Raw genomic sequence first — 21,751 nt, forward strand, 5'->3', positions numbered from 1 at the left:
CGCGAGGCGACCGGCGTGCCGCGCGCCTCGCTATGTCCGCAATAGCTTCCATCTCGAACGCTCAATCCGCCTGGCGGCGCAGGAAGGCGGGGATCTCGAAGTCGTCCATTCCGCCCGAGGACAAGGCATCGACCTTGGCCGCCGCCATCGTGCGGTTGGTGCGCCACACGCTGGGAACCGCCATGCCGTCGTAGTTGGGCCGGCTGCTGCCATGCCCTTGCTGGCCGGCGCCGGCGCCGAGCGTCGGCACGTTGAACGGGATGTTGTCGGTGCCGGTACGGATCACTTCCAGCGTCGGTGCCTGGCGGYGTGCATCCTGGCGCGACAGGCCGGTGGCGACCACGGTCACGCGCATCTCGTCGCCGAGGTTGTCGTCGTAGGCCGCGCCGTAGATCACATGCGCGTCGGGCGACGCGTAGGCGCGGATGGTGTTCATCGCGAGCTTCGACTCGTTCAGCTTGAGCGAAGCCTTCGATGCCGTCACCAGCACCAGCACGCCCTTGGCGCCCGACAGGTCGATGCCCTCCAGCAGCGGGCAGGCCACGGCCTGCTCGGCGGCGATGCGCGCGCGGTCCGGGCCGGCAGCGGCGGCCGTGCCCATCATGGCCTTGCCGGGTTCGCCCATCACGGTGCGCACGTCCTCGAAGTCGACGTTCACGCCGCCGTACTCGTTGATGATCTCCGAGATGCCGCCCACGGCGTTCTTGAGCACGTCGTTGGCATGCGCGAAGGCTTCGTCCTGCGTCACGTCCTCGCCCAGCACGTCGAGCAGCTTCTCGTTGAGCACGACGATCAGCGAGTCGACGTTGGCTTCGAGCTCGGCCAGGCCGGCGTCGGCGTTCGTCATGCGGCGGCCGCCTTCCCAGTCGAAGGGCTTGGTCACCACGCCCACGGTGAGGATGCCCATTTCCTTGGCCACGCGCGCGATCACCGGCGCGGCGCCCGTGCCCGTGCCGCCGCCCATGCCGGCCGTGATGAAGAGCATGTGCGCGCCGGAGATCGCTTCGCGGATGTCGTCGATCGCGGCTTCGGCGGCGTCGCGGCCCTTCTCTGGCTTGCTGCCCGCGCCCAGGCCGTTGGTGCCGAGCTGGATGGTCTTGTGCGCATTGCTGCGCGACAGCGCCTGGGCGTCGGTGTTGGCGCAGACGAATTGCACGCCTTGCACGCCGCGCTCCATCATGTGAGCGACCGCATTGCCCCCGCCGCCGCCCACGCCGATCACCTTGATCTGCGTGCCTTGGTTGAATTCTTCGATCTCGATCATTTCGATGGCCATGTTCTGACTCCTTGAATGTGCAGTTGCCGTATGTGTATGAATGAATGTTCTTGTCGAGCTCACCGGGTGACGCTCAGGGCGGTGGTCCGGTTCTTCGCCATCGCTCGTTGAAATGACGCTGAAAGATGCCTTGGGGCGGCCCGGCGTCGGCCGATACGTGCAATGGGCTCATCAGAAGTTCCCCACGATGAAGTCCTTGAAGCGTCCGAAGGCGGTCTTCACGGAGCCGTTCTTCTGCGCCACCTTGAAGCCGCGCAGCCTTGCATAGCGCGCCTCCTCGAGCAGCCCCATGACGGTAGCGGCGCGAGGCTGGGCCACCATGTCGGACAACGCGCTCGAATACTTCGGAATACCGCGCCGAACGGGCTTGAGGAAGATGTCCTCGCCGAGTTCGATCATGCCGGGCATCACAGCGCTTCCACCGGTGAGCACCACGCCGGAAGACAGCACTTCCTCGTAGCCCGACTCGCGCACCACCTGCTGCACCAGCGAGAAGATCTCCTCGACGCGCGGCTCGATCACGCCCGCCAGCGCCTGCTTGCTCAGCATGCGCGGTCCGCGGTCGCCCAGGCCCGGCACCTCGACCTGCGTGTCCGGGTCGGCCAGCAGCTGCTTGGCGTAGCCGTTCTCGACCTTGATGTCCTCCGCGTCCTTGGTCGGCGTGCGCAGCGCCATCGCGATGTCGCTGGTGATCAGGTCGCCGGCGATCGGGATCACCGCCGTGTGGCGGATCGCGCCGTTGGTGAAGATCGCCACGTCGGTGGTGCCGGCGCCGATGTCGACCAGCACCACGCCCAGTTCGCGCTCGTCCTCGGTCAGCACCGCCTGGCTGGAGGCCAGCGGGTTCAGCATCAGCTGGTCGACCTCCAGGCCGCAGCGGCGCACGCACTTGATGATGTTCTCGGCCGCGCTCTGCGCCCCGGTGACGATGTGCACCTTGGCCTCCAGGCGCATGCCGCTCATGCCGATCGGCTCCTTCACGTCCTGGCCGTCGATCACGAACTCCTGCGGCTCGACCAGCAGCAGCCGCTGGTCGCTGGAGATGTTGATGGCGCGCGCCGTCTCCACCACGCGGGCCACGTCGGCCTGCGTGACTTCCTTGTCCTTGACCGCCACCATGCCGCTCGAATTGATGCCGCGGATGTGGCTGCCGGTGATGCCGGTGTAGACGCGGCTGATCTTGCAGTCCGCCATCAGCTCGGCTTCCTTGAGCGCCTGCTGGATGCTCTGGACGGTGGCGTCGATGTTCACCACCACGCCGCGCTTGAGGCCGTTGCTGGGCGCGATGCCGAGCCCGGCCAGCTTGAGCTCGCCGTTGGGCAGCACCTCGGCCACCACCACCATCACCTTGGCGGTGCCGATGTCGAGGCCGACGACGAGATCTTTGTACTCTTTGGACATGAAGTTCCTCAGTTCGCTATTTCTTCTTGGGGTCGGTGACGACCGTGGTGACGCCGCGCAGACGCAATGCGTAGCCCTCGTTGTGCCGCAGGTCGGCGCCCTCGACCGCCGCGATGGTGCGGCCGTACTGGCTCGCCACCGGGGTGATCGTCTTCAGGAAGAGCTGCGTTCGCGCCACCACCTCTTCGCTCGTGCCCCGGCCCAGTTCGATCACGGCACCGCTCTCCAGCGTGGCGCGCCAGCTTCCACGGCTCGACAGCGTGAGCTGGTCGATGGCCAGGTCGTAGGGCTCGAACAGGGGGGAGAGCACGCGGTACATGCCCAGCACCTGGCCGGCCTGGTCGGCGGGACCGTCGAGCCGCGGCAGCCCGTCGGCGGCCTCGGCCACGTTGGCGTCGAACACTTCGCCGAAGCCGTTGATCAAGGTCGAGTCGGACTCGCCGCCCCAGTGCGCCACCGGCACCTGCTCGGTCAGCGTGGCGCGCAGCAGGTTCGGGAACTCGCGCCGCACCACCGCCTTGCGCACCCACGGCACGGACTCGAAGGCGGTGCGCGCGCGCGCCAGGTCGATGGTGAAGAAGTTGCCGCGCAGCTGCGGCGCCACGTTGGCGCGCAAGGTGACCGCGTTGTTGTGCGTGACCTCGCCGTCGACCTTGATGCCGGCGAGCGGGAAGAAAGGCTGGCGCAGCACCCACCATGCACCCGCGCCCATCAGCACGAGCGCGAACACCACGTACACCAGGGTCGCGGTCGCGTTCATGAGCTTGACGTCGAAGGGCACGGGGATGCTGTCGGTCATGGCGTCAGCGCCTTCGAATCCAGGGTGGCCGAAGCCAGCACCCGCAGGCACAGCGTCTCGTAGTCGATGCCCGCCGCGCGCGCCGACATCGGCACCAGCGAATGAGTGGTCATGCCCGGCGAGGTGTTCATCTCCAGCAGGAAGGGCTTGCGGTCGCTGGCGCGGATCATCAGGTCGGCGCGGCCCCAGCCGCGGCAGCCGAGCTGGTGGTAGCCGGCCAGCGCGATGCGGCGGATCTCCTTCTCCTCGGCGTCCGGCAGGCCGCTCGGGCAGTGGTACTTCACCTCGTCGGTGAAGTACTTGTTCTGGTAGTCGTAGGCACCTTCGGGCGCCGCGATGCGCACCACGGGCAGCGCCTCGGCGCCCAGGCCGCTGCCCAGCAGCGCGCAGGTGACTTCCTCGCCTTCGATGAACTCCTCGCAGAGCACGTCGGGGTCATAGCGCACGGCGAGCGAGACGGCGTCCTGCATCTGCGAATAGCCCATCACCTTGCTCACGCCGATGGAGGAGCCCTCGCGCGGCGGCTTCACGATCAGCGGCAGGCCGAGCACGTCGGGCACGGCCATGATCTGCTCGCGGCTCTGCTGGTCGAAGGCCAGGCGCACGTAGCGCGGCGTCGGCAGGCCGTCGGCATGCCAGATGCGCTTGGTCATGACCTTGTCCATCGCGACGCTGGACGACATCACGCCGGAGCCGGTGTAGGGAATGCCGAGCAGTTCGAGCGCGCCCTGGACCGTGCCGTCCTCGCCGTGGCGGCCATGCAGCGCCACGAAGCAGCGGGCGAAGCCGTCGCGCTTGAGCTCGAAGAGTTCGCGCTCGGCCGGGTCGAAGGCGTGCGCGTCGACGCCGCGCGAGCGCAGCGCCTGGAGCACGCCGGTGCCGGACATGAGGGAGATCTCGCGCTCGGCGGAGCTGCCGCCCATCAGCACGGCCACCTTGCCCAGGCCCTGGATGTCGATGGGGCTCACAACGCCCTCCCTTCGCGCGTGAAGCGCTCGGGCTTCGCGGCCGCCGGGCCACCGAGTTCGACGACCCTGGCCGGCACGGCGCCGATCGAGCCCGCCCCCATGCAGATCACCACGTCGCCTTCGCGCGCGTTGTCGAGAATCGCCTGCGGCATGGCCGTGATCTCGTCGACGAACACCGGCTCGACCTTGCCCGCCACGCGCAGGGCACGGGCCAGCGTGCGGCCGTCCGCCGCGACGATCGGTGCCTCGCCGGCGGCATAGACCTCGCCGAGCAGCACGGCATCGGCGCCGCCGATGACCTTGACGAAATCCTCGAAGCAGTCCCGCGTGCGCGTGAAGCGGTGCGGCTGGAAGGCCAGCACCAGGCGCCGGCCCGGGAAGGCGCCGCGCGCGGCCGCGATGGTGGCCGCCATCTCGACGGGGTGATGGCCGTAGTCGTCGATCAGCGTGAAGCTGCCGGAGCCGCGCGCACTCGGCAGCTGCACTTCGCCGTAGCCCTGGAAGCGCCGCCCCACGCCCTTGAAATCGGCGAGGCCGCGTTGCACCGCTTCGTCCGGCACGTTCAGTTCCACCGCCACGGCGATCACCGACAAGGCGTTGAGCACGTTGTGCTCGCCGGGCAGGTTCAGCACGATGTCGAGGTCCGGCAGCGTGACGCCGTTGCGCCGTTGAGCCGTGAAGTGCATCTGCGCGCCGACCGCGCGCACGTTGACCGCACGCACCTGGGCATCCTCGCCGAAGCCGTAGCTGGTCACCGGGCAGGACACTTCGGTCACGATCTCGCGCACCGCCGGATCGTCGGTGCACAGGATGGCGACGCCGTAGAAGGGCATGCGGTGCAGGAAGTCGACGAAGGCCTTCTTGAGCTTCGCGAAGTCGTGCCCGTAGGTCTCCATGTGGTCGGCGTCGATGTTCGTGACCACCGCCATGACCGGCAGCAGGTTCAGGAACGAGGCGTCCGATTCGTCGGCCTCGACCACGATGTAGTCGCCGCTGCCGAGCTGGGCATTGGCGCCCGCGCTGTTGAGCCGGCCGCCGATGACGAAGGTCGGGTCGAGCCCCGCCGCGGCCAGCACGCTCGCCACCAGGCTGGTGGTGGTCGTCTTGCCGTGCGTGCCGGCAATCGCGATGCCTTGCTTGAGGCGCATCAGCTCGGCCAGCATCAGCGCGCGCGGCACCACGGGAATGCGCTTCTCGCGCGCGGCGACGACTTCGGGGTTGTCGGCGTGCACGGCCGTCGAGGTGACGACGGCGTCGGCGCCCGCGATGTTCGCCGCATCGTGGCCCACGAAGGTGGCGATGCCCAGGCCGGCGAGCCGCTTGAGCGTCGCGCTGTCGGCCAGGTCGGAGCCGGAGATCCGGTAGCCGAGGTTGAACAGCACTTCGGCAATGCCGCTCATGCCGGAGCCGCCGATGCCGACGAAGTGGATGTGATGAATGGCGTGCTTCATGCGCGCTTCCCCTCGAGCGGGGAGCCGGCTGCACGAAGTGAGCAAGCAACAGGGGTGGACTTCACTTGACAAGCTCCTCGCAGGCGCGGACGACCATGTCGACCGCTTCGCATTTCTGCATCGTCTTGGCTTTCACGGCGCGTTCCAGGAGCGCGGGGCGTTGGGTTTTCTGTAGCAAGTCGGCCAGCAATTCGGGTGTGAGTTCGTTCTGTTGAACGAGCCAGCCGCCACCCGCGTCGACAAGGAAGCGGGCGTTGGTGGTCTGGTGGTCGTCCACGGCGGAGGGGAAAGGCACGAACAGCGCTGCTGCGCCGACGGCCGCGATTTCGGTGACGGTGCTCGCGCCGGCCCGCGCGACGATCAGGTCGGCATCGGCATAGGCGCGCGCGGTGTCCTCGATGAAGGGTGTGAGCTCGCCCTCGACGCCCGCGGCCGCATAGTTGGCGCGCAGTTCGTCGATCTGCCGGGCGCCGCTCTGGTGCGTGACCGTCGGGCGATGCTCGGGCGCGATGCGGGCCAGCGCCTTCGGCACCACGGCATTGAGCGCCCTCGCGCCCAGGCTGCCGCCGACCACCAGCAGCTTCAGAGGGCCGCTGCGGCCGGCGAAGCGCGCCACGGGATCGGGCTGCGCCAGGAAGGCAGCGCGCAAGGGATTGCCGACCCACTGCGCCTTCCTGATCACATGGGGGAAGGCGGTGAAGACGCGGTCGGCCACGCTCGCGAGCACCTTGTTGGCCAGACCCGCGACCGAGTTCTGCTCGTGCAGCACCAGGGGCTTGTTCAGCAGCACGCTCATCATGCCGCCCGGAAAGGTGATGTAGCCGCCCAGGCCCACCACCACGTCGGGCTTGACGCGGCGAATGACCGAGATGCTCTGCGCGAAGGCGCGCAACAGGCGCATCGGCAGCAGCGCCAGCGTGAGCGGCCCCTTGCCGCGCACGCCGCCGAACTGCACGGGCTCGAAGGCGAATCCGCGCGGCGGCACCAGCTGCTGCTCCATGCCGCCGGGCGCGCCCAGCCAGTGCACGCGCCAGCCGCGGTCGCGCAGGGCCTCGGCCACCGCCAGACCCGGGAAGATATGCCCGCCCGTGCCGCCGGCCATGACCAGTGCGGTGCGGCTCATACCCGGCCTCCGCGCATCAGGATGCGGTTCTCGTGGTCGATGCGCAGCACGATGGCCAGCGACACGACGTTCATCAGGATGGCCGAGCCGCCGAAGCTCATCAGCGGCAAGGTCAGGCCCTTGGTCGGCAGCGCGCCCAGGTTCACGCCCATGTTGATGAAGGCCTGGAAGCCCATCCAGATGCCCACGCCCTGCGCCACCAGCCCGGAGAACACGCGGTCGAGCGCGATCGCCTGGCGGCCGATGTGCATGATCCGCCGCGTCAGCCAGAGGAACAGGCCGATCACGAGCAGCACGCCGACCAGGCCGAACTCCTCGCCGATCACGGCCAGCAGGAAGTCGGTGTGCGCCTCCGGCAGCCAGTGCAGCTTCTCCACGCTGCCGCCCAGGCCGACGCCGAAGATCTCGCCGCGGCCGATCGCGATCAGGGAATGCGAGAGCTGGTAGCCCTTGCCCAGCGCATGCTCCTCGCTCCACGGGTCGAGGTAGGCGAAGATCCGCTCGCGCCGCCATGAGCTGGTCGCCACGATGGTGCCGAAGGCCACGACCACCAGCGTCGCGATCACGAAGAACATGCGCGCGTTCACGCCGCCCAGGAACAGGATGCCCATCGCGATGACGGCGATCACCATGAAGGCGCCCATGTCGGGCTCGGCCATCACCAGCATGCCGACCACGACCACCGCCACGCCCATGGGCAGCACGGCGCGGAAGAAGCGCTCCTTGATCTCCATCTTGCGCACCATGTAGCTGGCGGCGTAGAGGACCATCGCCATCTTGGCCAGCTCCGAAGGCTGGAAGCGCATGAAGCCGAGCGGCAGCCAGCGGCGCGCGCCGTTGACGTTGATCCCGATGTGCGGAATCAGCACCGCGACCAGCAGCAGCAGCGAGGCCACGAACAGCCATGGCGCGGTGCGCTCCCAGGTGCTCATCGGCACCTGGAAGGTCAGCAGCGCGGCGACGAAGGCGATCACCAGCGAGGCCGCGTGCCGCGTCAGGAAGAAGGCCGGCCCGTAGCCGGCGCGCGCGAAGCGCGGGTTGTCCGGCAAGGCGATCGATGCCGAATAGACCATCACGAGGCCCCAGGCCAGCAGGGCGACCGTGACCCAGACCAGCGCCTGGTCGAAGCCGAGCACATGCATCGGCGCGGCCTTGGTCTGCGTCATGCCCGCATTGCCCAGGCGCACCGGGAGATGCATGGGCAAGGCATCGATGCCGCTCTTGGCGCGGCCGAACAAGCCGGCGAAGAAGCCCGCGCGCTCGGGTGGCTGCACGGCGCTCATAGCGGCCTCTCTCCGCTGCCGTCGCGCGGCGCTTCCGCGAAGGCCTGTACGGCCTCGCAGAAGACGGCCGCGCGGTGCGCGTAATCCTTGAACATGTCGAAGCTCGCGCAGGCCGGCGACAGCAGCACGGCATCGCCGGGATGCGCGCGTCCGGCGGCCATCGTGACGGCCTCGGGCAGCGAGGCCGCGTTCAGCATCGAGATGCCGGTGGGCGCGAGCGCCGCTTCGATCAGCGGCGCGTCGCGGCCGATGAGCACGACGGCGCGCGCGTACTTGCGCACAGGGTCGGCCAGCGGCGCGAAGTCCTGGCCCTTGCCCTCGCCGCCGAGGATCACGACCACGCGGCGCTCCTCGCCCAGACCGATCAAGGCCGCGACCGTCGCGCCGACGTTGGTTCCCTTGCTGTCGTCGAAGTATTCGACCTCGTCGATGATCGCCACGGGCTCCACGCGGTGCGGCTCGCCGCGGTATTCGCGCAGGCCGTAGAGCATGGGCGCCAGCTGGCAGCCGGCGGCCGTGGCAAGCGCGAGCGCGGCCAGCGCGTTGAGCGCGTTGTGCCGTCCGCGAATGCGCAACGCATTGGCGGGCATCAGGCGCTGGATGAAGATCTCCTCTTCCTCGACCGAGCCGCGCTTGCGCTTCTGGGTTTCGTCGGCTTCCATCGCGCGCACCAGCCAGGCCATGCCGTTGATCTGCTCCAGCCCGTAGTCGCCCGGGCGCAGCGGCATGCCGGTACCGAAGGTGACGACGGTTCGCGGCGCGGGGCCTCGGCCGAACTTGCCCATCTTGGCCGGCGCGGGCCGCATCGCCATCACGGCCGGGTCTTCGCGGTTGAGCAGCACGATGCCCTGGGTGCCGAAGATGCGCGCCTTCGCCGCCGCGTACGCGGCCATGTCGCCGTGCCAGTCGAGATGGTCCTGCGTCAGGTTCAGCACCGTGGCGGCCGTGGGCTCGAAGCCCTGCACCCCGTCGAGCTGGAAGCTCGACAGCTCGAGCACCCACACCTCGGGCAGCGTGCCGGCGTCCATGTGCGCCGAGAGCGTGTCGAGCAGGGTCGGGCCGATGTTGCCCGCGACCGCGACGGTCTTGCCGGCGCGCTCCACCAGTTGTCCGGTGAGCGCGGTCACCGTGGTCTTGCCATTGGTGCCGGTGATGGCCAGCACCGCGGGCATGTAGCCCTTGGGGGCCGGCGGCGGCGCGATGAGGACCACGGGCGCGGCGTCGGAATCGTCGTCTTCCTCGAGCGGGGCGAGGACGGGTTCGGAGGCCTCGGCCTGCTGCGGCACCGGCTGGCCCTGCCCGGCCTCGGGCTCTGAGGCGGGCTCGGCTTCACGCGCCTCATGCATGTCGAGCGCGACAGGCTCGTCGGAAGCGTCCGGCGTTTCAGCTTCTTCGGCCAGCTCGGGCTCCACGGAAGTCTCGGCCAGGTCGAGCGTCGCCTGGGCGGCGGATGGCGCTGTCCCTTCGACCTCCTCCGCCACCTCCGCCACCTCCGCGATGCGCAGGTCCGCCAGCGCGCGGGCGAACAGGTCCAGTTCGCCACCCACCGGCAGCCCGATGGCCCGCGCCGCATCCACGACCACGGCGATCGAGGATGGCGCCAGGCCCGGCGAACGGTACACGGCGCGCACGGACGTGCCTTCCACCAGCGCCGCCGAGAACGGGCCGCCGACGAAAACCGTGTCGGGCAATTCCTCGCGCAGCGCGGCAAGCTGGGGCGGGGCCTCGCGCGAATCCGCGACCGTGAGCTTCGCGCCGTGGCGCGCGCACCAGCGCGCCATCGCCAGGCCGGACGCGCCCAGGCCCAGGATCAGCACGTGGAGGTCTTTGAGATGCCGCATGTGGTTTACCGCTTCACCGCAGCTTCAGGGACGAAAGACCCACGAGGCACAGCAGCATCGTGATGATCCAGAAGCGCACCACGACCTGCGTCTCGCGCCAGCCGCTCTTCTCGAAGTGATGGTGCAGCGGTGCCATCTTGAGCACGCGCCGGCCCTCGCCGTAGCGCTTCTTGGTGTATTTGAAGTACATGACCTGCGCCATCACCGAGATCGCCTCGACCACGAAGATGCCGCCCATCACGAAGAACACGATCTCCTGCCGCACGATCACCGCGATGGTGCCCAATGCGCCGCCGAGCGCCAGCGCGCCCACGTCGCCCATGAAGACCTGCGCCGGGTGGGTGTTGAACCACAGGAAGGCAAGGCCGGCACCGGCCATCGCCGAGCAGAACACCAGCAGCTCGCCCGAACCGGGGATGTGCGGAAAGAGCAGGTAGCGCGAGAACACCGCGCTGCCCGTGACATAGGCGAACACGCCAAGCGCCGAGCCGACCATCACGACCGGCATGATGGCCAGGCCGTCGAGCCCGTCCGTCAGGTTCACCGCGTTGCTCGCGCCCACGATCACCAGGTAGGTCAGGATGACGAAGCCGATGCCGCCGAGCGGATAGCTCACTTCCTTGAAGAAGGGCACCAGCAGGTTGATCTTGGGCGGAAAGTTCAGGTCGAAGCCCGAGCGCACCCAGGCCGTGAACAGCTCCAGCACGCGCCAGTTCGAGCTCTCCGAAATGCTGAACAGCAGATAGAAGCCGGCGATCAGGCCGACCACCGACTGCCAGAAGTACTTTTCGCGCGAGCGCATGCCCTCGGGATCCTTGCGCACCACCTTGCGCCAGTCGTCGACCCAGCCGATGGCGCCGAAGCCCAGCGTGACCCACAGCACGATCCACACGAAGCGGTTCGACAGGTCGAACCACAGCAGCGTCGCCAGCGCGATCGAGAACAGCACCAGTACGCCGCCCATGGTGGGCGTGCCGCTCTTGCTCAGATGGGTGTCCATGCCGTAGCCGCGCACCGGCTGGCCGATCTTCAGCGCCGCGAGGCGGCGAATGACGTACGGCCCGGCCGCCAGGCCGAGGATCAGCGCGGTCATGGCGGCCATCAGCGCGCGGAAGGTCAGGTACTGGAACACGCGCAGGAATCCGAAGTCCGGCGACAACGTTTGCAGCCACGTGGCGAGGCTCATGAGCATGGGAATACGCGCGGCTCATGCATGACCGGCCTCCTTGTCTTGTTCTTGTGATGGCGCCGCCCCGGTGGCGTCCGCGGCTTTCGCGATGGCCTGGACCACGCGCTCCATCTGCATGAAGCGCGAGCCCTTGACCAGCACGCTGGCGGCGTGAGGCAGCTGTGCCAGGACGGCCGCATTGAGCGACTCGATATCGTCGAAGTGCCGGCCATCGGCGGCACCGGTGTCGTCGAAGGCCGCGATGCTGTGCGCCGTCTCCCGCCCAAGCCCGAGCACGGTCTCGATGCCGCGCGCGCGCGCCCATGCGCCGACTTCGGCGTGGAACCTGGGCCCCTGGTCGCCGACTTCTCCCATGTCGCCGAGCACCAGCACGCGCGGCCCCGGCAGGCTGGCGAGCACGTCGATCGCCGCGCGCACCGAGTCGGGATTGGCGTTGTAGGTGTCGTCGACCAGCGTGATCGCATGGCCGCCCGGCAGGCGCAGGTCGCTGGCCCTGGAGCGGCCCTTGACGGGTTCGAAGGCGGCCAGCCCTTCGGCGATCTTCTCGAGCGACACGCCGCTGGCGAGCGAACAGGCGATCGCCGCCAGCGCATTCACCACGTTGTGGCGCCCGGCGATGCGCAGCGCGCAGCACACCTCGCCCAGCGGCGTGCGGGCCTTGAACTGCCAGGCGCCGTGGCGCCACTCGGCGGCCAGCAGCGAAATGTCCGCATCGGGCTGCTCGCCGAAAGTCAGGCACCGGCGCGAAGCGCCTTTGTGCGCGATCTCGTCCCAGAGCGGCGTGAACGCGTCGCCATAGGGAAACACCGCCGTGCCGCGACCGGGCAGCTCCGTGAACACCGCCCCGTTCTCGCGCGCCACCGCCTCGACGGTGGCCATGAATTCCTGGTGCTCGCGCTGGGCGTTGTTGACCAGCGCGATGGTGGGCCTGGCGATGCGCGCCAGGCGCGCGATCTCGCCGGGGTGGTTCATGCCGAGCTCGACCACCGAGCGCTGGTGCCGCGCGCGCAGGCGCAGCAGCGTCAAGGGCACGCCGATCTCGTTGTTGAAGTTGCCGGCCGTCGCCAGCGCTCCCTCGCCGCATGCGGCGCGCAGGATCGAGGCGATCATCTGCGTGACGGTCGTCTTGCCGTTGCTTCCCGTGACCGCGATCAGCGGCAGCTCGAACTGCGCGCGCCAGCCCGCGGCCAGGGCGCCGAGCGCGGCCAGCGTATCGGGAACCTCGAGGCCCGCGAGTCCCGCCGCCTCGAGTCCGCGATGGGCGATGGCCGCGACCGCGCCACGCGCCTTCGCATCGGCGAGGAAATCATTGGCATCGAAGCGCTCGCCCTTCAAGGCCACGAACAGGTCGCCGGCCGCGAGCGTGCGCGTGTCGGTGTGCACGCGCAGCAGCGGCGTCGAGGGGTCACCCACCAGACGCGCGCCCGCAACCCAGCCCAGCGCCTGGCCGAGCGTCATCATCGGTGTCACCGAGGGGGATGGGGAAGCAACCCTGTCGCTCATGCGGCACTCCTTCGCGTCAATGCTTCGATCGCATGGGCCCGGTCGGAAAAGGCAATGCGTTCGCCCGCGATTTCCTGCCAGGGCTCGTGGCCTCGTCCGGCGAGCAGCACCACGTCCTCGGGCGCGGCCTGGGCCAGCGTCTCGGCGATCGCCCGGGCACGGTCGGGCTCGACTTGCGCGGCCTCGGGCTGCGCGAGGCCCAGCAGGATCTGACTGATGATCGCGGCGGGCTTTTCGCTGCGCGGGTTGTCGCTGGTCACGACCACGCGATCGGCCTGCTTCTCGGCCACCGCGGCCATCATGGGGCGCTTGGCGGTATCGCGGTCGCCGCCGCAGCCGAACATGCACCACAGCCTGCCGCCGCGCTCCCGCGCCAGCGGGCGCAGGCCGGCCAGCGCCTTGTCGAGGGCATCGGGCGTGTGCGCGTAATCGACCACCGCCAGCGGGTGGCCCGGAACGCTCACGCGCTCCATGCGTCCCGGCACGCTGTCGAGATGGCCGCATGCCGCCACCGCCTGTTCCAGCGACAGGCCGAGGGCACGCAGCGCCCCGACCACGCCCAGGAGATTGGCAACGTTGTACTGGCCGATCAGGCGCGTCGCCAGGCGCTCTGCCGACCCCCCCTGTTCGGCGACGCGGAACTGCAGGCCTTCGGTGTCGTAGCCGATGTCCTCGGCCATCAGCCGGGCCGGCGCGCCGCTGGCGGAGACTGTCCAGACGTCGAGCGTGCCGGTGCCTTGCTCGATCAGCGTCGCCACCAGCGCCGCGCCGTGCACGTCGTCGATATTGACCACCGCCGCGCGCAGCCCCGGCCAGCGGAACAGCTCCGCCTTGGCCTGCCAGTACGCATCCATGCTGCCGTGATAGTCCAGATGGTCCTGCGTGAAATTGGTGAAGACGGCCACGGCGATCCTCGTGCCGTCGAGCCGGCGCTCGGCGATGCCGATGGACGATGCCTCGATGGCGCATGCGCCGAAGCCGCGATCGACGAATCCGCGCAGCTCGCGCTGGAGCATGACGGGGTCGGGCGTCGTCAGGCCCGTGTAGCTGAGCTCGGGCGGCACGCCGATGCCGAGCGTGCCCACCACGACGCAGGGCGAAGGGCCGGCGCCGGCCGCGCCGGAAAGCGCCTGGCCCAGCCACCACGCGGTGGAGGTCTTGCCGTTGGTACCCGTGACGGCGAGCACCTCCAGCCGGGCCGAAGGATCGCCGTAGAAGGCGGCGGCGATGGGACCGGTCGCGGCCTTCAGGCCCGCGTAGCCGGCAATGGCGTCGCCTTCGAATCCGAAGGCCTCCACGCCCTGCGCCTCGACCAGGCAGGCCGCGGCGCCCTGCGCCAGCGCGGCCGCCACGTGGCGGCGACCGTCGGTGGCGGCACCGGGCCAGGCGATGAAGCCGTCGCCCGCGCCGATCGGCCTGCTGTCGGCATGCAGCGCGCCGCGCACGCGGGATTCCAGCCAGCGTGCGGCTTCGACGGGACTGTGGAGCATCATCATCAGAAGCTCTCCTCCGCGCTGTCGGTCACGATCAGCGGTTTGACCGCCAGGTCGGGCGCCACGTTCATCATCCGCAGCGTCTGCTGCACGACTTCGCTGAAAACGGGCGCGGCCACCGCGCCGCCGAAATACTGTCCCGCGCTCGGCTCGTCGATCATGACCGCGACGATGATGCGCGGCTTCTCGATCGGCGCCATGCCGGTGAACCAGGAGCGGTACTTGTTGCTCGCGTAGCCCTTGCCCACCTGCTTGTGCGCGGTGCCGGACTTGCCGCCCACCGAGTAGCCGATGGTCTGGGCGCGCTGGCCGGTGCCGCCCGGGCCGGCCGCCATCTGCAGCATCTTGCGCACGGCAAGCGCGTTCTCGGGCGAGAAAACCTTCACGCCGACGGCCGGCTCGGGGCTCTTGAGGATGGTCGCCGGAATGATCTGTCCGTCGTGCGCGAAGGAGGTGTAGGAGTGCGCCATCTGGAAGAGCGACGCCGACAGCCCGTAACCGTAGGCCATGGTGGCTTGCTCGACCGGGCGCCATGTCTTCCAGGGACGCAGGCGGCCCGTCACGGCGCCGGGAAACTGGATCTGCGGCTTCTGGCCGTAGCCGAGCGCCGTGTAGGTGTCCCACATCTCGTGGGGGCTCATCTTCTGCGCGATCTTGAGCGCGCCGACGTTGCTGGACTTCTGGATCACGCCCTCGACGGTCAGCGTGCCGTAGTTGTGCGTGTCGCTGATGGTGAAGCCACCGATGCTGAAGCGGCCGGGGCCGGTTTCGATGAGCGTTTGCGGCTTCACGCGGCCCGCCTCGAGCGCCATGCCGACGGTGATCGGCTTCATGGTCGAGCCGGGCTCGAAGGTGTCGGTGAGCGCACGGTTGCGCAGCTGCTCGCCGGTCAGGTTCTGGCGCTTGTCCGGCACGTAGCTCGGGTAGTTGGCGAGCGCCAGCACTTCACCGGTGATGGCGTCGAGCACGACCACGCTGCCGGCCTTGGCCTTGTTGACGGTCACGGCGTCGCGCAGCTTCTGATAGGCGAAGAACTGCACCTTGCTGTCGACGCTCAACTGGATGTCGCGGCCTTCGGACGGCGGCACCTGCTCGCCGATGCCTTCGACCACGCGGCCCAGTCGATCCTTGATCACGCGGCGCGAGCCGGCCTTGCCCGCCAGTTCCTTGTTGAACGCGAGTTCGATGCCTTCCTGGCCCCTGTCCTCGACGTCGGTGAAGCCGACCACGTGGGCGGCCGCTTCGCCCTCCGGATACTGGCGCTTGTATTCCTTGCGCTGGTAGAGGCCCTTGATGTTCAGCGCGGCGATCTGCTTGGCGATGGGTTCGTCGACCTGGCGCCGGATCCAGACGAAGGTCTTGTCCTCGTCTTCCAGCTTCTTGTCGAAGTCCTTCTGCGACATGTCGAGCAGCTTGGCGGCCTGCCTGAGCTTGGCCTTCACCTCGGGGTCGTCGCGCTCGATGTCCTCGGGAATCGCCCAGATGCTGGGCGCGACCACGCTGGAGGCCAGCAGCAGCCCGTTGCGGTCGAGGATGCGGCCGCGATTGGCCGGCAGTTCCAGCGTGCGCGCGAAGCGCACCTCGCCCTGGCGCTGGAAGAAATCGTTGTTGATCACCTGCACATAGGCCGCCCGGCTGGCCAGCAGCAGGAAGCCGCAGGCAATGCCGGCGACGATGAACTTGCTGCGCCACACCGGCGTCTTGCTGGCGAGCAAGGGGCTGGTCGTGTACTGCACGCTGCGGTTGCCGCGCCGGGTCATGGCGCCCCCTTCCGCCGCGCGGCCGGATGCGCCGGGGTCGGCGCCGGCGCCGGCGTGGGCGCCGCAGCCACGGCCGGGATGACGGTGCCGTCCGCCCGCACGTACTGCGTGATGGCCGGCGTGGTGGTGCGCATCTTGAGCTGCTCCTTGGCCAGCTTCTCGACCCGCAGCGGCGTCGCCTGCGCCCGCTTCTCGACCTGCAACCGGTCGCGGTCCAGCTCCAGCCGCTTCGCCTCCTGTTCGACCCGATGGAACTCGGTGAACAGCTGGCGCGAAAGGTACTGGGTATGGACCAGGTAGATGGCAGAAGCCATCACCGCGATCAGCAGGAGCAGGTTGAGGCGGGCCATGATCAGCAAGGCCTCCCCATGCCGGGCGGGCGGGCGGTGCTCATCGGCCCTCCCCCGTGCGCTCGGCGATGCGCAGGATCGCGCTGCGCGCGCGCGGATTGCCGTCGATCTCGGCCTTCGAGGGCCGCACGCGCCCGAGGGCGCGCAGCTTCATCGCCCGCGGAGCGGCAAAAGGCGCCCGGCGGTCGTAGACCTCGCGCGAATGCTTCGCGATGAACTGCTTCACGATGCGGTCTTCCAGCGAATGGAAACTGATCACCGCGAGACGGCCCTGGGGCTGCAGCACGGTCAGGCTCGCGTCTAGCGCCTGTTGCAGCTCTTCAAGCTCGGCATTGATGAAAATCCGAAGAGCCTGAAATGTGCGCGTTGCAGGGTTCTGGCCCGGCTCGCGGGTTTTGACCGTGCCAGCCACGAGCTCGGCCAGCTCGGCGGTGGTTGAAATTGGGCCCCGTTCTTGTCGGCGAGCTGCAATCGCCTTTGCAATCTGAACAGCAAACCGTTCCTCGCCATAGTCACGAATCACCTCCGCAATCTGCTGTGGTTCGGCTGTCGCCAGCCATTCGGCCACGCTCTCGCCGCGCGTGGTGTCCATGCGCATGTCGAGCGGGCCCTCGAAACGAAAAGAAAAACCCCGTGCGGGGTTGTCGATCTGCGGGGAGCTGATGCCGAGGTCCATCAGCAGGCCGGCCACACTGCCCGCGGGCAGTTCCCCCAGATCCTTGAATCCCTGGTGCCGGATGGAAAAACGCGCATCCTCGATGCGCGCTGCTTCGGCCACCGCTTCCGCGTCCTTGTCGAACGCGATCAGCCGGCCGGAGGGCCCCAGCCTCGCCAGGATGGCCCGGGCATGGCCGCCCCTCCCGAAAGTCGCATCCACATACGTGCCCGTCGCGGGCGAAGCGTCCGCGAAGAGGGCGTCCACCGCTTCCTTCAACAAGACGGTGGTGTGGGTCCATGGCTGTTCCACTGTCGGCCTCAGAACGAAAAGTCCTGGAACACATCGGGCATCTCGCCCTGGGTGGCTTCGGCTTCCTTCGCGTCGTAGGTGGCCTTGTCCCAGAGCTCGAAGTGGTTGCCCATGCCAAGCAGCAGCACGTCGCGCGCGATGCCGGCTGTCTCGCGCAGCTCCGGCGACACCAGGACGCGGCCGGTGCCGTCCATCTCGACGTCCATCGCGTTGCCCAGGAAGATGCGCTTCCACCATTGTGCAGCCATCGGAAGCTCGGCGATGCGCTCGCGGAACCGCTCCCACTCGGGGCGCGGGAACACCATGAGGCAGCCGTGCGGATGCTTGGTGATTGTGAGCTGGCCGGACGCTGTGGCGCTCAGGACGTCACGATGCCGGGTCGGCACGGAGAGCCGCCCCTTGGCATCCAGACTGAGCGATGAAGCGCCTTGAAACACGACCACGTAACCCCGGTAGTGGGAGGCGCCGCGGACCCGAAACGGGTTCGCCTGGACACTTTTTCCCACATAACTGCACTTTTTTCCACTGTAGCAGGAAACCCCAGGGGCACAAGCTGGTGCGGCGGGTATTTTTTGTAATGGAATCAACGACTTAGCGGTGTTTCTGCAATTGCAGAAACACCGAAATTCGTTGCAAATGAAGCACTTAGCTCACGCAGTGAATGTGTTGCGTGAAGCGTGGGGAGTGCGGGGACCGGTTCAGAGGATGAATCGGGAGAGATCTTCGTCGTGACTTAGTGCCGAGAGACGAGTATCGACATAGGCCGCGTCGATGCGGACCGCCTGCCCATCGAGCTTGGCGGCATCGAAGCTTACCTCATCCAGCAGCCGCTCCATGACGGTCGACAGGCGGCGCGCGCCGATGTTCTCGGTGCGCTCGTTGACGTCGAATGCGATGCTCGCCAGCCGGGTGATGCCATCGGGCGTGAACTCCAGCGTCACGCCTTCGGTCGCCAGCAGCGCCTGGTACTGCTTGACCAGGGATGCCTGGGTCTGGGTCAGGATGCTCTCGAAATCCGCCACCGAGAGCGACTGCAGCTCGACACGGATCGGGAAACGGCCCTGGAGCTCCGGGATCAGGTCGCTCGGCTTGCTCAGGTGGAAGGCACCGCTCGCGATGAAGAGGATGTGATCGGTGCGCACCACGCCGTACTTGGTGCTGACCGCCGTTCCCTCCACCAGCGGCAGCAGGTCGCGCTGCACGCCCTGGCGCGACACATCGGGGCCCTGCGCCTCGTTGCGCGTGGCGACCTTGTCGATCTCGTCGATGAAGACGATGCCGTTCTGCTCGGCGCTGTGGATGGCCTGGGCGCGGATCTCGTCCTCATTGACCAGCTTGGCGGCTTCCTCGTCGATCAGGAGGCGCATGGCCTCGACGATCTTGAGCTTGCGCGTCTTGCGCTTGGCCTGGCCGAGCTGGCCGAACATGCCGCGCAACTGCTCGGTCATCTCCTCCATGCCGGCGGGGCCCATGATTTCCAGCGGGGCGCGGGCCTCGGCCAGGTCGATCTCGATGTCCTTGTCGTCGAGTTCGTGCTCGCGCAGCTTCTTTCGAAAGGCCTGGCGCGTCGGATTGGCGCCCTCCGCGGGAGCGGCGCCGTCGGAGCCGCGGGCCGGCGGCAGCAGCACGTCGAGGATGCGCTCTTCCGCCGCGTCCTCCGCCCGCATGCGCACCTTGGCGCTTTCGCTTTCGCGCGTCTGCTTGACGGCGATCTCGGCGAGGTCACGGATGATCGAATCGACATCCTTGCCCACATAGCCCACCTCGGTGAACTTGGTCGCCTCGACCTTGATGAAGGGCGCGTCGGCCAGGCGCGCCAGCCGGCGCGCGATCTCGGTCTTGCCGACGCCCGTGGGGCCGATCATGAGGATGTTCTTGGGCGTGATCTCGGCGCGCAGCTTTTCCTCGACCTGCTGGCGGCGCCAGCGGTTGCGCAGCGCGATCGCCACGGCGCGCTTGGCCTGCGGCTGACCGACGATGTGGTTGTCGAGTTCGGAGACGATTTCCTGAGGGGTCATTGACATGGTGGAGCTTCTTTGGGATCAGGCGGCCACGCGAAGGGCACGGGCCTGAGGGTGCTTCACAGGCTTTCCACCGTGTGGTGCATGTTCGTGTAAATGCAGAGTTCTCCGGCGATCTCCAGCGCTTTCTTCACGATCTGGTCGGCGGGCAGTTCGGTGTGGTCGACCAGCGCCTTGGCGGCGGCCTGCGCATAGGCGCCGCCGGAGCCGATCGCGATGATGCCGTTCTCGGGCTCCAGCACGTCGCCGTTGCCGGTGATGATCAGCGAGGTGGTCGCGTCGGCCACCGCCAGCATGGCCTCAAGCCGGCGCAGCACGCGGTCGGTACGCCAATCCTTGGTGAGTTCGATGGCGGCGCGCGCCAGGTGGCCCTGGTGCTTCTCGAGCTTGGCCTCGAAGCGTTCGAAGAGGGTGAAGGCATCGGCCGTCGCACCCGCGAAGCCCGCGAGGACCTTGCCGTGATAGAGACGACGCACCTTGCGCGCGGTGCCCTTGATGACGATATTGCCGAGCGTGACCTGGCCGTCCCCGCCGATCGCCACCTGGTCAACACCCGAGGTCTTGCGACGCACGCTGATGATCGTGGTTCCGTGAAATTGTTCCATCGGCGAAATATGCGGATGTCTCACGAAAATGCAAGGCCTGCTGGAGCTTGCTGGTGGGGCAGGCGGCCGCGGACCTCAGCCCCTCGGGGGGTGGCGAATTACACGCAGCGAAGCGAAGTGAAAAGCCGGGCGGCTCTATTCCACCCGTGTCGCGACCGTCGCGTGGTCCGCGATGCCGATCACGCCGAAGAATGCCGCGATCAGGCGGTGCGCGTCCACGAACTGCACACTCCGGCCACGCGCGGCATGCGCGGTGACCCAGTTCAACAGCGTGCCCGCCGCCACGAAATCGAGGCGCACGAGCGCCGCGCAGGAAACCATCGGCGCCGAGGCGTCGAGCAACTCGTCGTCCAGGCGTTGCCAGGTGGAGTTCGACTCACCCACCAGCTCGCCCACCAGCGAGGTGCGGGCCGTGCTGACGGCCGGCACCGCCGCATCGTTGTTCAGGTCGTCGTCGACCCAGGCCATCGAAAAACCGCTCGGCGTCGGCTTCATGTAATGCGAGGGCTCCAGCACCGCGTAGTGGCCCTTGGGGTCCTCCCACGGCGGCGGCGAGACTTCGTAGGTGATGCAGTAGTTGAGCGCCAGCAGCTCGAACTCGTCGGGCCGGTGCATCACGCGCAAGGCCGCCATGTGCAGTTGCCACCACACGGCATCGGTGGCGCGCTCGTTGGCCGGCGTGGCTTGCGCGAGCACGGCCAGCAGCCTGTCGCCCGAGGCGAATTGCAGCTGCACGGTCGAATCGGCCCAGTGAGTGAACAAGGCGCGCAGCGGTCCGGCGGCATCGGGCTCGATGCTCTCGAGCAGACTCCAGTCGAGCTTCCACGCAGGGCCCGCGGCGCCGAGCGCCCGCGTGAGGCCGAGTAGACCTTCACGCGTCAGGCGCGGCGGCGTCGCCCAGTCGGCGTCGCCCGCCGGAACCGGCGCCGTCCTGGCCTCGGCGGCCGCCGAGGCGTGCATGGTGTTCGCCAGGGCGCGCAGCGAAATCCACTCGGGTGCGGCAGCCCTCATGCGCTGGACGTAGCGGGCGCTGGCGGCCACGAATTTCTCGTTGTCGCCCGTCGCGCGGTACAGATCGAGCAGCGTACGCCAGGTGTCGTCATTGCCCGCGCTCGGGCTGTCCGGCGCGAGCGTCTGCAGCAGGATGGCCTCGGCACCGGCGTCGTCGCCATGCGCGAAACGGATCGCGGCCTCTTCGATGCAACCGTCGTGGGCCAGCCGCGGCACCCCGACCTGCGCCACGCCCGGCACCGTGTCGGCATAAGCGCGCGCGTGCTGCTCTGCCATGGGCGTGCCGCCGGCCGGCGGCACCGCATCGACGCTGGCGGCCGCGCCATGGGGCCCGCGGCTCTTCCACCATTGCTGCGACATCTGCTCTTCGATCTCGTCGATCTTCTTGAGCGTGAGTGCACGGCCCTCGGTCTTGCCGGAGGTGCTGCTGACATTGAACGACGACGGCGTGGCGCTCGGATCGCGCCCTCCCGCGGCTTCACGCTGGCGCAACTTGCGCAGCATGTCGAACTCGCGACGGCGCACGAAATCGTTGCGCTGCCGGCGCTCGATCATCTCCTTGAGCATTTCACGGCTGTAGCCGTTCTCGAGCGTCGATGATTCGTCGGTGTCGAGTTCGGACCAATCCTTGAGCGGATTGCGAACGAACTTCGCCACCTTGGACAGCAAGCGACCGGATTCTTCCTTTGCCATGGCTTAGCGTCTCGGTT

General features: G+C 68.3%; 18 protein-coding genes. All 18 read right to left on the reverse strand.

Annotated elements, in window-relative coordinates; all coding sequences use genetic code 11:
* Positions 1–61: 61 nt before the first annotated feature.
* The 18 genes from ftsZ to AC1DNF_RS12305 all read right to left on the reverse strand — a co-directional run bounded on the left by ftsZ (position 62) and on the right by AC1DNF_RS12305 (position 21,734).
* Positions 62–1,276 carry a cell division protein FtsZ gene (gene ftsZ / locus AC1DNF_RS12220; protein WP_478148859.1) on the reverse strand — a complete coding sequence of 405 codons (1,215 nt, stop codon included), beginning with the start codon at positions 1,274–1,276 and terminating at the stop codon, positions 62–64.
* Positions 1,277–1,447: 171 nt separating this feature from the next.
* The gene (gene ftsA / locus AC1DNF_RS12225; RefSeq protein ID WP_478148860.1) at positions 1,448–2,677 is read right to left on the reverse strand and encodes a cell division protein FtsA; all 1,230 of its coding nucleotides are present in this window, start codon (positions 2,675–2,677) and stop codon (positions 1,448–1,450) included.
* A gap of 16 nt (positions 2,678–2,693) precedes the next feature.
* Positions 2,694–3,476: a cell division protein FtsQ/DivIB gene (locus AC1DNF_RS12230; RefSeq protein ID WP_478148861.1), complete on the reverse strand. Its 783-nt coding sequence runs from the start codon at positions 3,474–3,476 to the stop codon at positions 2,694–2,696.
* Complete coding sequence (locus AC1DNF_RS12235) at positions 3,473–4,444, reverse strand: D-alanine--D-alanine ligase (protein WP_478148862.1); 972 nt, start codon at positions 4,442–4,444, stop codon at positions 3,473–3,475. The genes AC1DNF_RS12230 and AC1DNF_RS12235 overlap by 4 nt, the downstream gene beginning before the upstream one ends.
* A complete protein-coding gene (gene murC / locus AC1DNF_RS12240; protein WP_478148863.1) occupies positions 4,441–5,895 on the reverse strand; it encodes a UDP-N-acetylmuramate--L-alanine ligase in 1,455 nt (484 codons plus the stop codon). The genes AC1DNF_RS12235 and murC overlap by 4 nt, the downstream gene beginning before the upstream one ends.
* Before the next feature lie 61 nt (positions 5,896–5,956).
* On the reverse strand, positions 5,957–7,018 hold the full coding sequence (gene murG / locus AC1DNF_RS12245; protein ID WP_478148864.1) for an undecaprenyldiphospho-muramoylpentapeptide beta-N-acetylglucosaminyltransferase: 1,062 nt from the start codon (positions 7,016–7,018) through the stop codon (positions 5,957–5,959).
* Positions 7,015–8,301 (reverse strand): putative lipid II flippase FtsW, encoded by a 1,287-nt coding sequence (gene ftsW, locus AC1DNF_RS12250; protein WP_478148865.1) that lies wholly within the window; start codon positions 8,299–8,301, stop codon positions 7,015–7,017. The genes murG and ftsW overlap by 4 nt, the downstream gene beginning before the upstream one ends.
* On the reverse strand, positions 8,298–10,142 hold the full coding sequence (gene murD / locus AC1DNF_RS12255; RefSeq protein WP_478148866.1) for a UDP-N-acetylmuramoyl-L-alanine--D-glutamate ligase: 1,845 nt from the start codon (positions 10,140–10,142) through the stop codon (positions 8,298–8,300). The genes ftsW and murD overlap by 4 nt, the downstream gene beginning before the upstream one ends.
* Positions 10,143–10,155: 13 nt before the next feature.
* The gene (gene mraY, locus AC1DNF_RS12260; protein ID WP_478148867.1) at positions 10,156–11,334 is read right to left on the reverse strand and encodes a phospho-N-acetylmuramoyl-pentapeptide-transferase; all 1,179 of its coding nucleotides are present in this window, start codon (positions 11,332–11,334) and stop codon (positions 10,156–10,158) included.
* Between the two features lie 15 nt (positions 11,335–11,349).
* The gene (locus AC1DNF_RS12265) at positions 11,350–12,834 is read right to left on the reverse strand and encodes a UDP-N-acetylmuramoyl-tripeptide--D-alanyl-D-alanine ligase (RefSeq protein WP_478148868.1); all 1,485 of its coding nucleotides are present in this window, start codon (positions 12,832–12,834) and stop codon (positions 11,350–11,352) included.
* The gene (locus AC1DNF_RS12270; protein WP_478148869.1) at positions 12,831–14,330 is read right to left on the reverse strand and encodes a UDP-N-acetylmuramoyl-L-alanyl-D-glutamate--2,6-diaminopimelate ligase; all 1,500 of its coding nucleotides are present in this window, start codon (positions 14,328–14,330) and stop codon (positions 12,831–12,833) included. Before AC1DNF_RS12270 ends, AC1DNF_RS12265 begins: the two co-directional genes overlap by 4 nt.
* Positions 14,330–16,087 carry a peptidoglycan D,D-transpeptidase FtsI family protein gene (locus AC1DNF_RS12275; RefSeq protein ID WP_478148870.1) on the reverse strand — a complete coding sequence of 586 codons (1,758 nt, stop codon included), beginning with the start codon at positions 16,085–16,087 and terminating at the stop codon, positions 14,330–14,332. Before AC1DNF_RS12275 ends, AC1DNF_RS12270 begins: the two co-directional genes overlap by 1 nt.
* Positions 16,084–16,437: a cell division protein FtsL gene (gene ftsL, locus AC1DNF_RS12280; RefSeq protein WP_478148871.1), complete on the reverse strand. Its 354-nt coding sequence runs from the start codon at positions 16,435–16,437 to the stop codon at positions 16,084–16,086. Before ftsL ends, AC1DNF_RS12275 begins: the two co-directional genes overlap by 4 nt.
* 40 nt (positions 16,438–16,477) lie before the next feature.
* Entirely contained in the window at positions 16,478–17,404 is a 927-nt protein-coding gene (gene rsmH, locus AC1DNF_RS12285) for a 16S rRNA (cytosine(1402)-N(4))-methyltransferase RsmH (RefSeq protein ID WP_478148872.1), read from the reverse strand.
* Between the two features lie 8 nt (positions 17,405–17,412).
* Positions 17,413–17,841, reverse strand: coding sequence for a division/cell wall cluster transcriptional repressor MraZ (mraZ, locus tag AC1DNF_RS12290; RefSeq protein ID WP_478148886.1), 429 nt, complete (start codon positions 17,839–17,841; stop codon positions 17,413–17,415).
* A 261-nt stretch (positions 17,842–18,102) separates the two neighbouring features.
* Positions 18,103–19,428 carry an ATP-dependent protease ATPase subunit HslU gene (hslU, locus tag AC1DNF_RS12295; RefSeq protein ID WP_478148873.1) on the reverse strand — a complete coding sequence of 442 codons (1,326 nt, stop codon included), beginning with the start codon at positions 19,426–19,428 and terminating at the stop codon, positions 18,103–18,105.
* 56 nt (positions 19,429–19,484) lie between these two features.
* Positions 19,485–20,030, reverse strand: a complete 546-nt coding sequence (gene hslV, locus AC1DNF_RS12300; protein ID WP_478148874.1) for an ATP-dependent protease subunit HslV — start codon at positions 20,028–20,030, stop codon at positions 19,485–19,487.
* 135 nt (positions 20,031–20,165) lie between these two features.
* Positions 20,166–21,734 (reverse strand): STAS domain-containing protein, encoded by a 1,569-nt coding sequence (locus AC1DNF_RS12305; protein ID WP_478148875.1) that lies wholly within the window; start codon positions 21,732–21,734, stop codon positions 20,166–20,168.
* Positions 21,735–21,751: the final 17 nt, after the last annotated feature.

This window comes from Variovorax sp. 01T432, from assembly GCF_056398605.1.

Coding starts and splice junctions, on each gene's coding strand:
- AC1DNF_RS12265 (WP_478148868.1), bottom strand. CDS start 12,834: ATGAGCGACAGGGTTGCTTCCCCATCCCCCTCGGTGACACCGATGATG.
- murD (WP_478148866.1), bottom strand. CDS start 10,142: ATGCGGCATCTCAAAGACCTCCACGTGCTGATCCTGGGCCTGGGCGCG.
- hslV (WP_478148874.1), bottom strand. CDS start 20,030: ATGGAACAATTTCACGGAACCACGATCATCAGCGTGCGTCGCAAGACC.
- hslU (WP_478148873.1), bottom strand. CDS start 19,428: ATGTCAATGACCCCTCAGGAAATCGTCTCCGAACTCGACAACCACATC.
- AC1DNF_RS12275 (WP_478148870.1), bottom strand. CDS start 16,087: ATGACCCGGCGCGGCAACCGCAGCGTGCAGTACACGACCAGCCCCTTG.
- murC (WP_478148863.1), bottom strand. CDS start 5,895: ATGAAGCACGCCATTCATCACATCCACTTCGTCGGCATCGGCGGCTCC.
- ftsA (WP_478148860.1), bottom strand. CDS start 2,677: ATGTCCAAAGAGTACAAAGATCTCGTCGTCGGCCTCGACATCGGCACC.
- murG (WP_478148864.1), bottom strand. CDS start 7,018: ATGAGCCGCACCGCACTGGTCATGGCCGGCGGCACGGGCGGGCATATC.
- ftsL (WP_478148871.1), bottom strand. CDS start 16,437: ATGGCCCGCCTCAACCTGCTCCTGCTGATCGCGGTGATGGCTTCTGCC.
- AC1DNF_RS12270 (WP_478148869.1), bottom strand. CDS start 14,330: ATGATGATGCTCCACAGTCCCGTCGAAGCCGCACGCTGGCTGGAATCC.
- AC1DNF_RS12305 (WP_478148875.1), bottom strand. CDS start 21,734: ATGGCAAAGGAAGAATCCGGTCGCTTGCTGTCCAAGGTGGCGAAGTTC.
- mraY (WP_478148867.1), bottom strand. CDS start 11,334: ATGCTCATGAGCCTCGCCACGTGGCTGCAAACGTTGTCGCCGGACTTC.
- AC1DNF_RS12230 (WP_478148861.1), bottom strand. CDS start 3,476: ATGACCGACAGCATCCCCGTGCCCTTCGACGTCAAGCTCATGAACGCG.
- ftsW (WP_478148865.1), bottom strand. CDS start 8,301: ATGAGCGCCGTGCAGCCACCCGAGCGCGCGGGCTTCTTCGCCGGCTTG.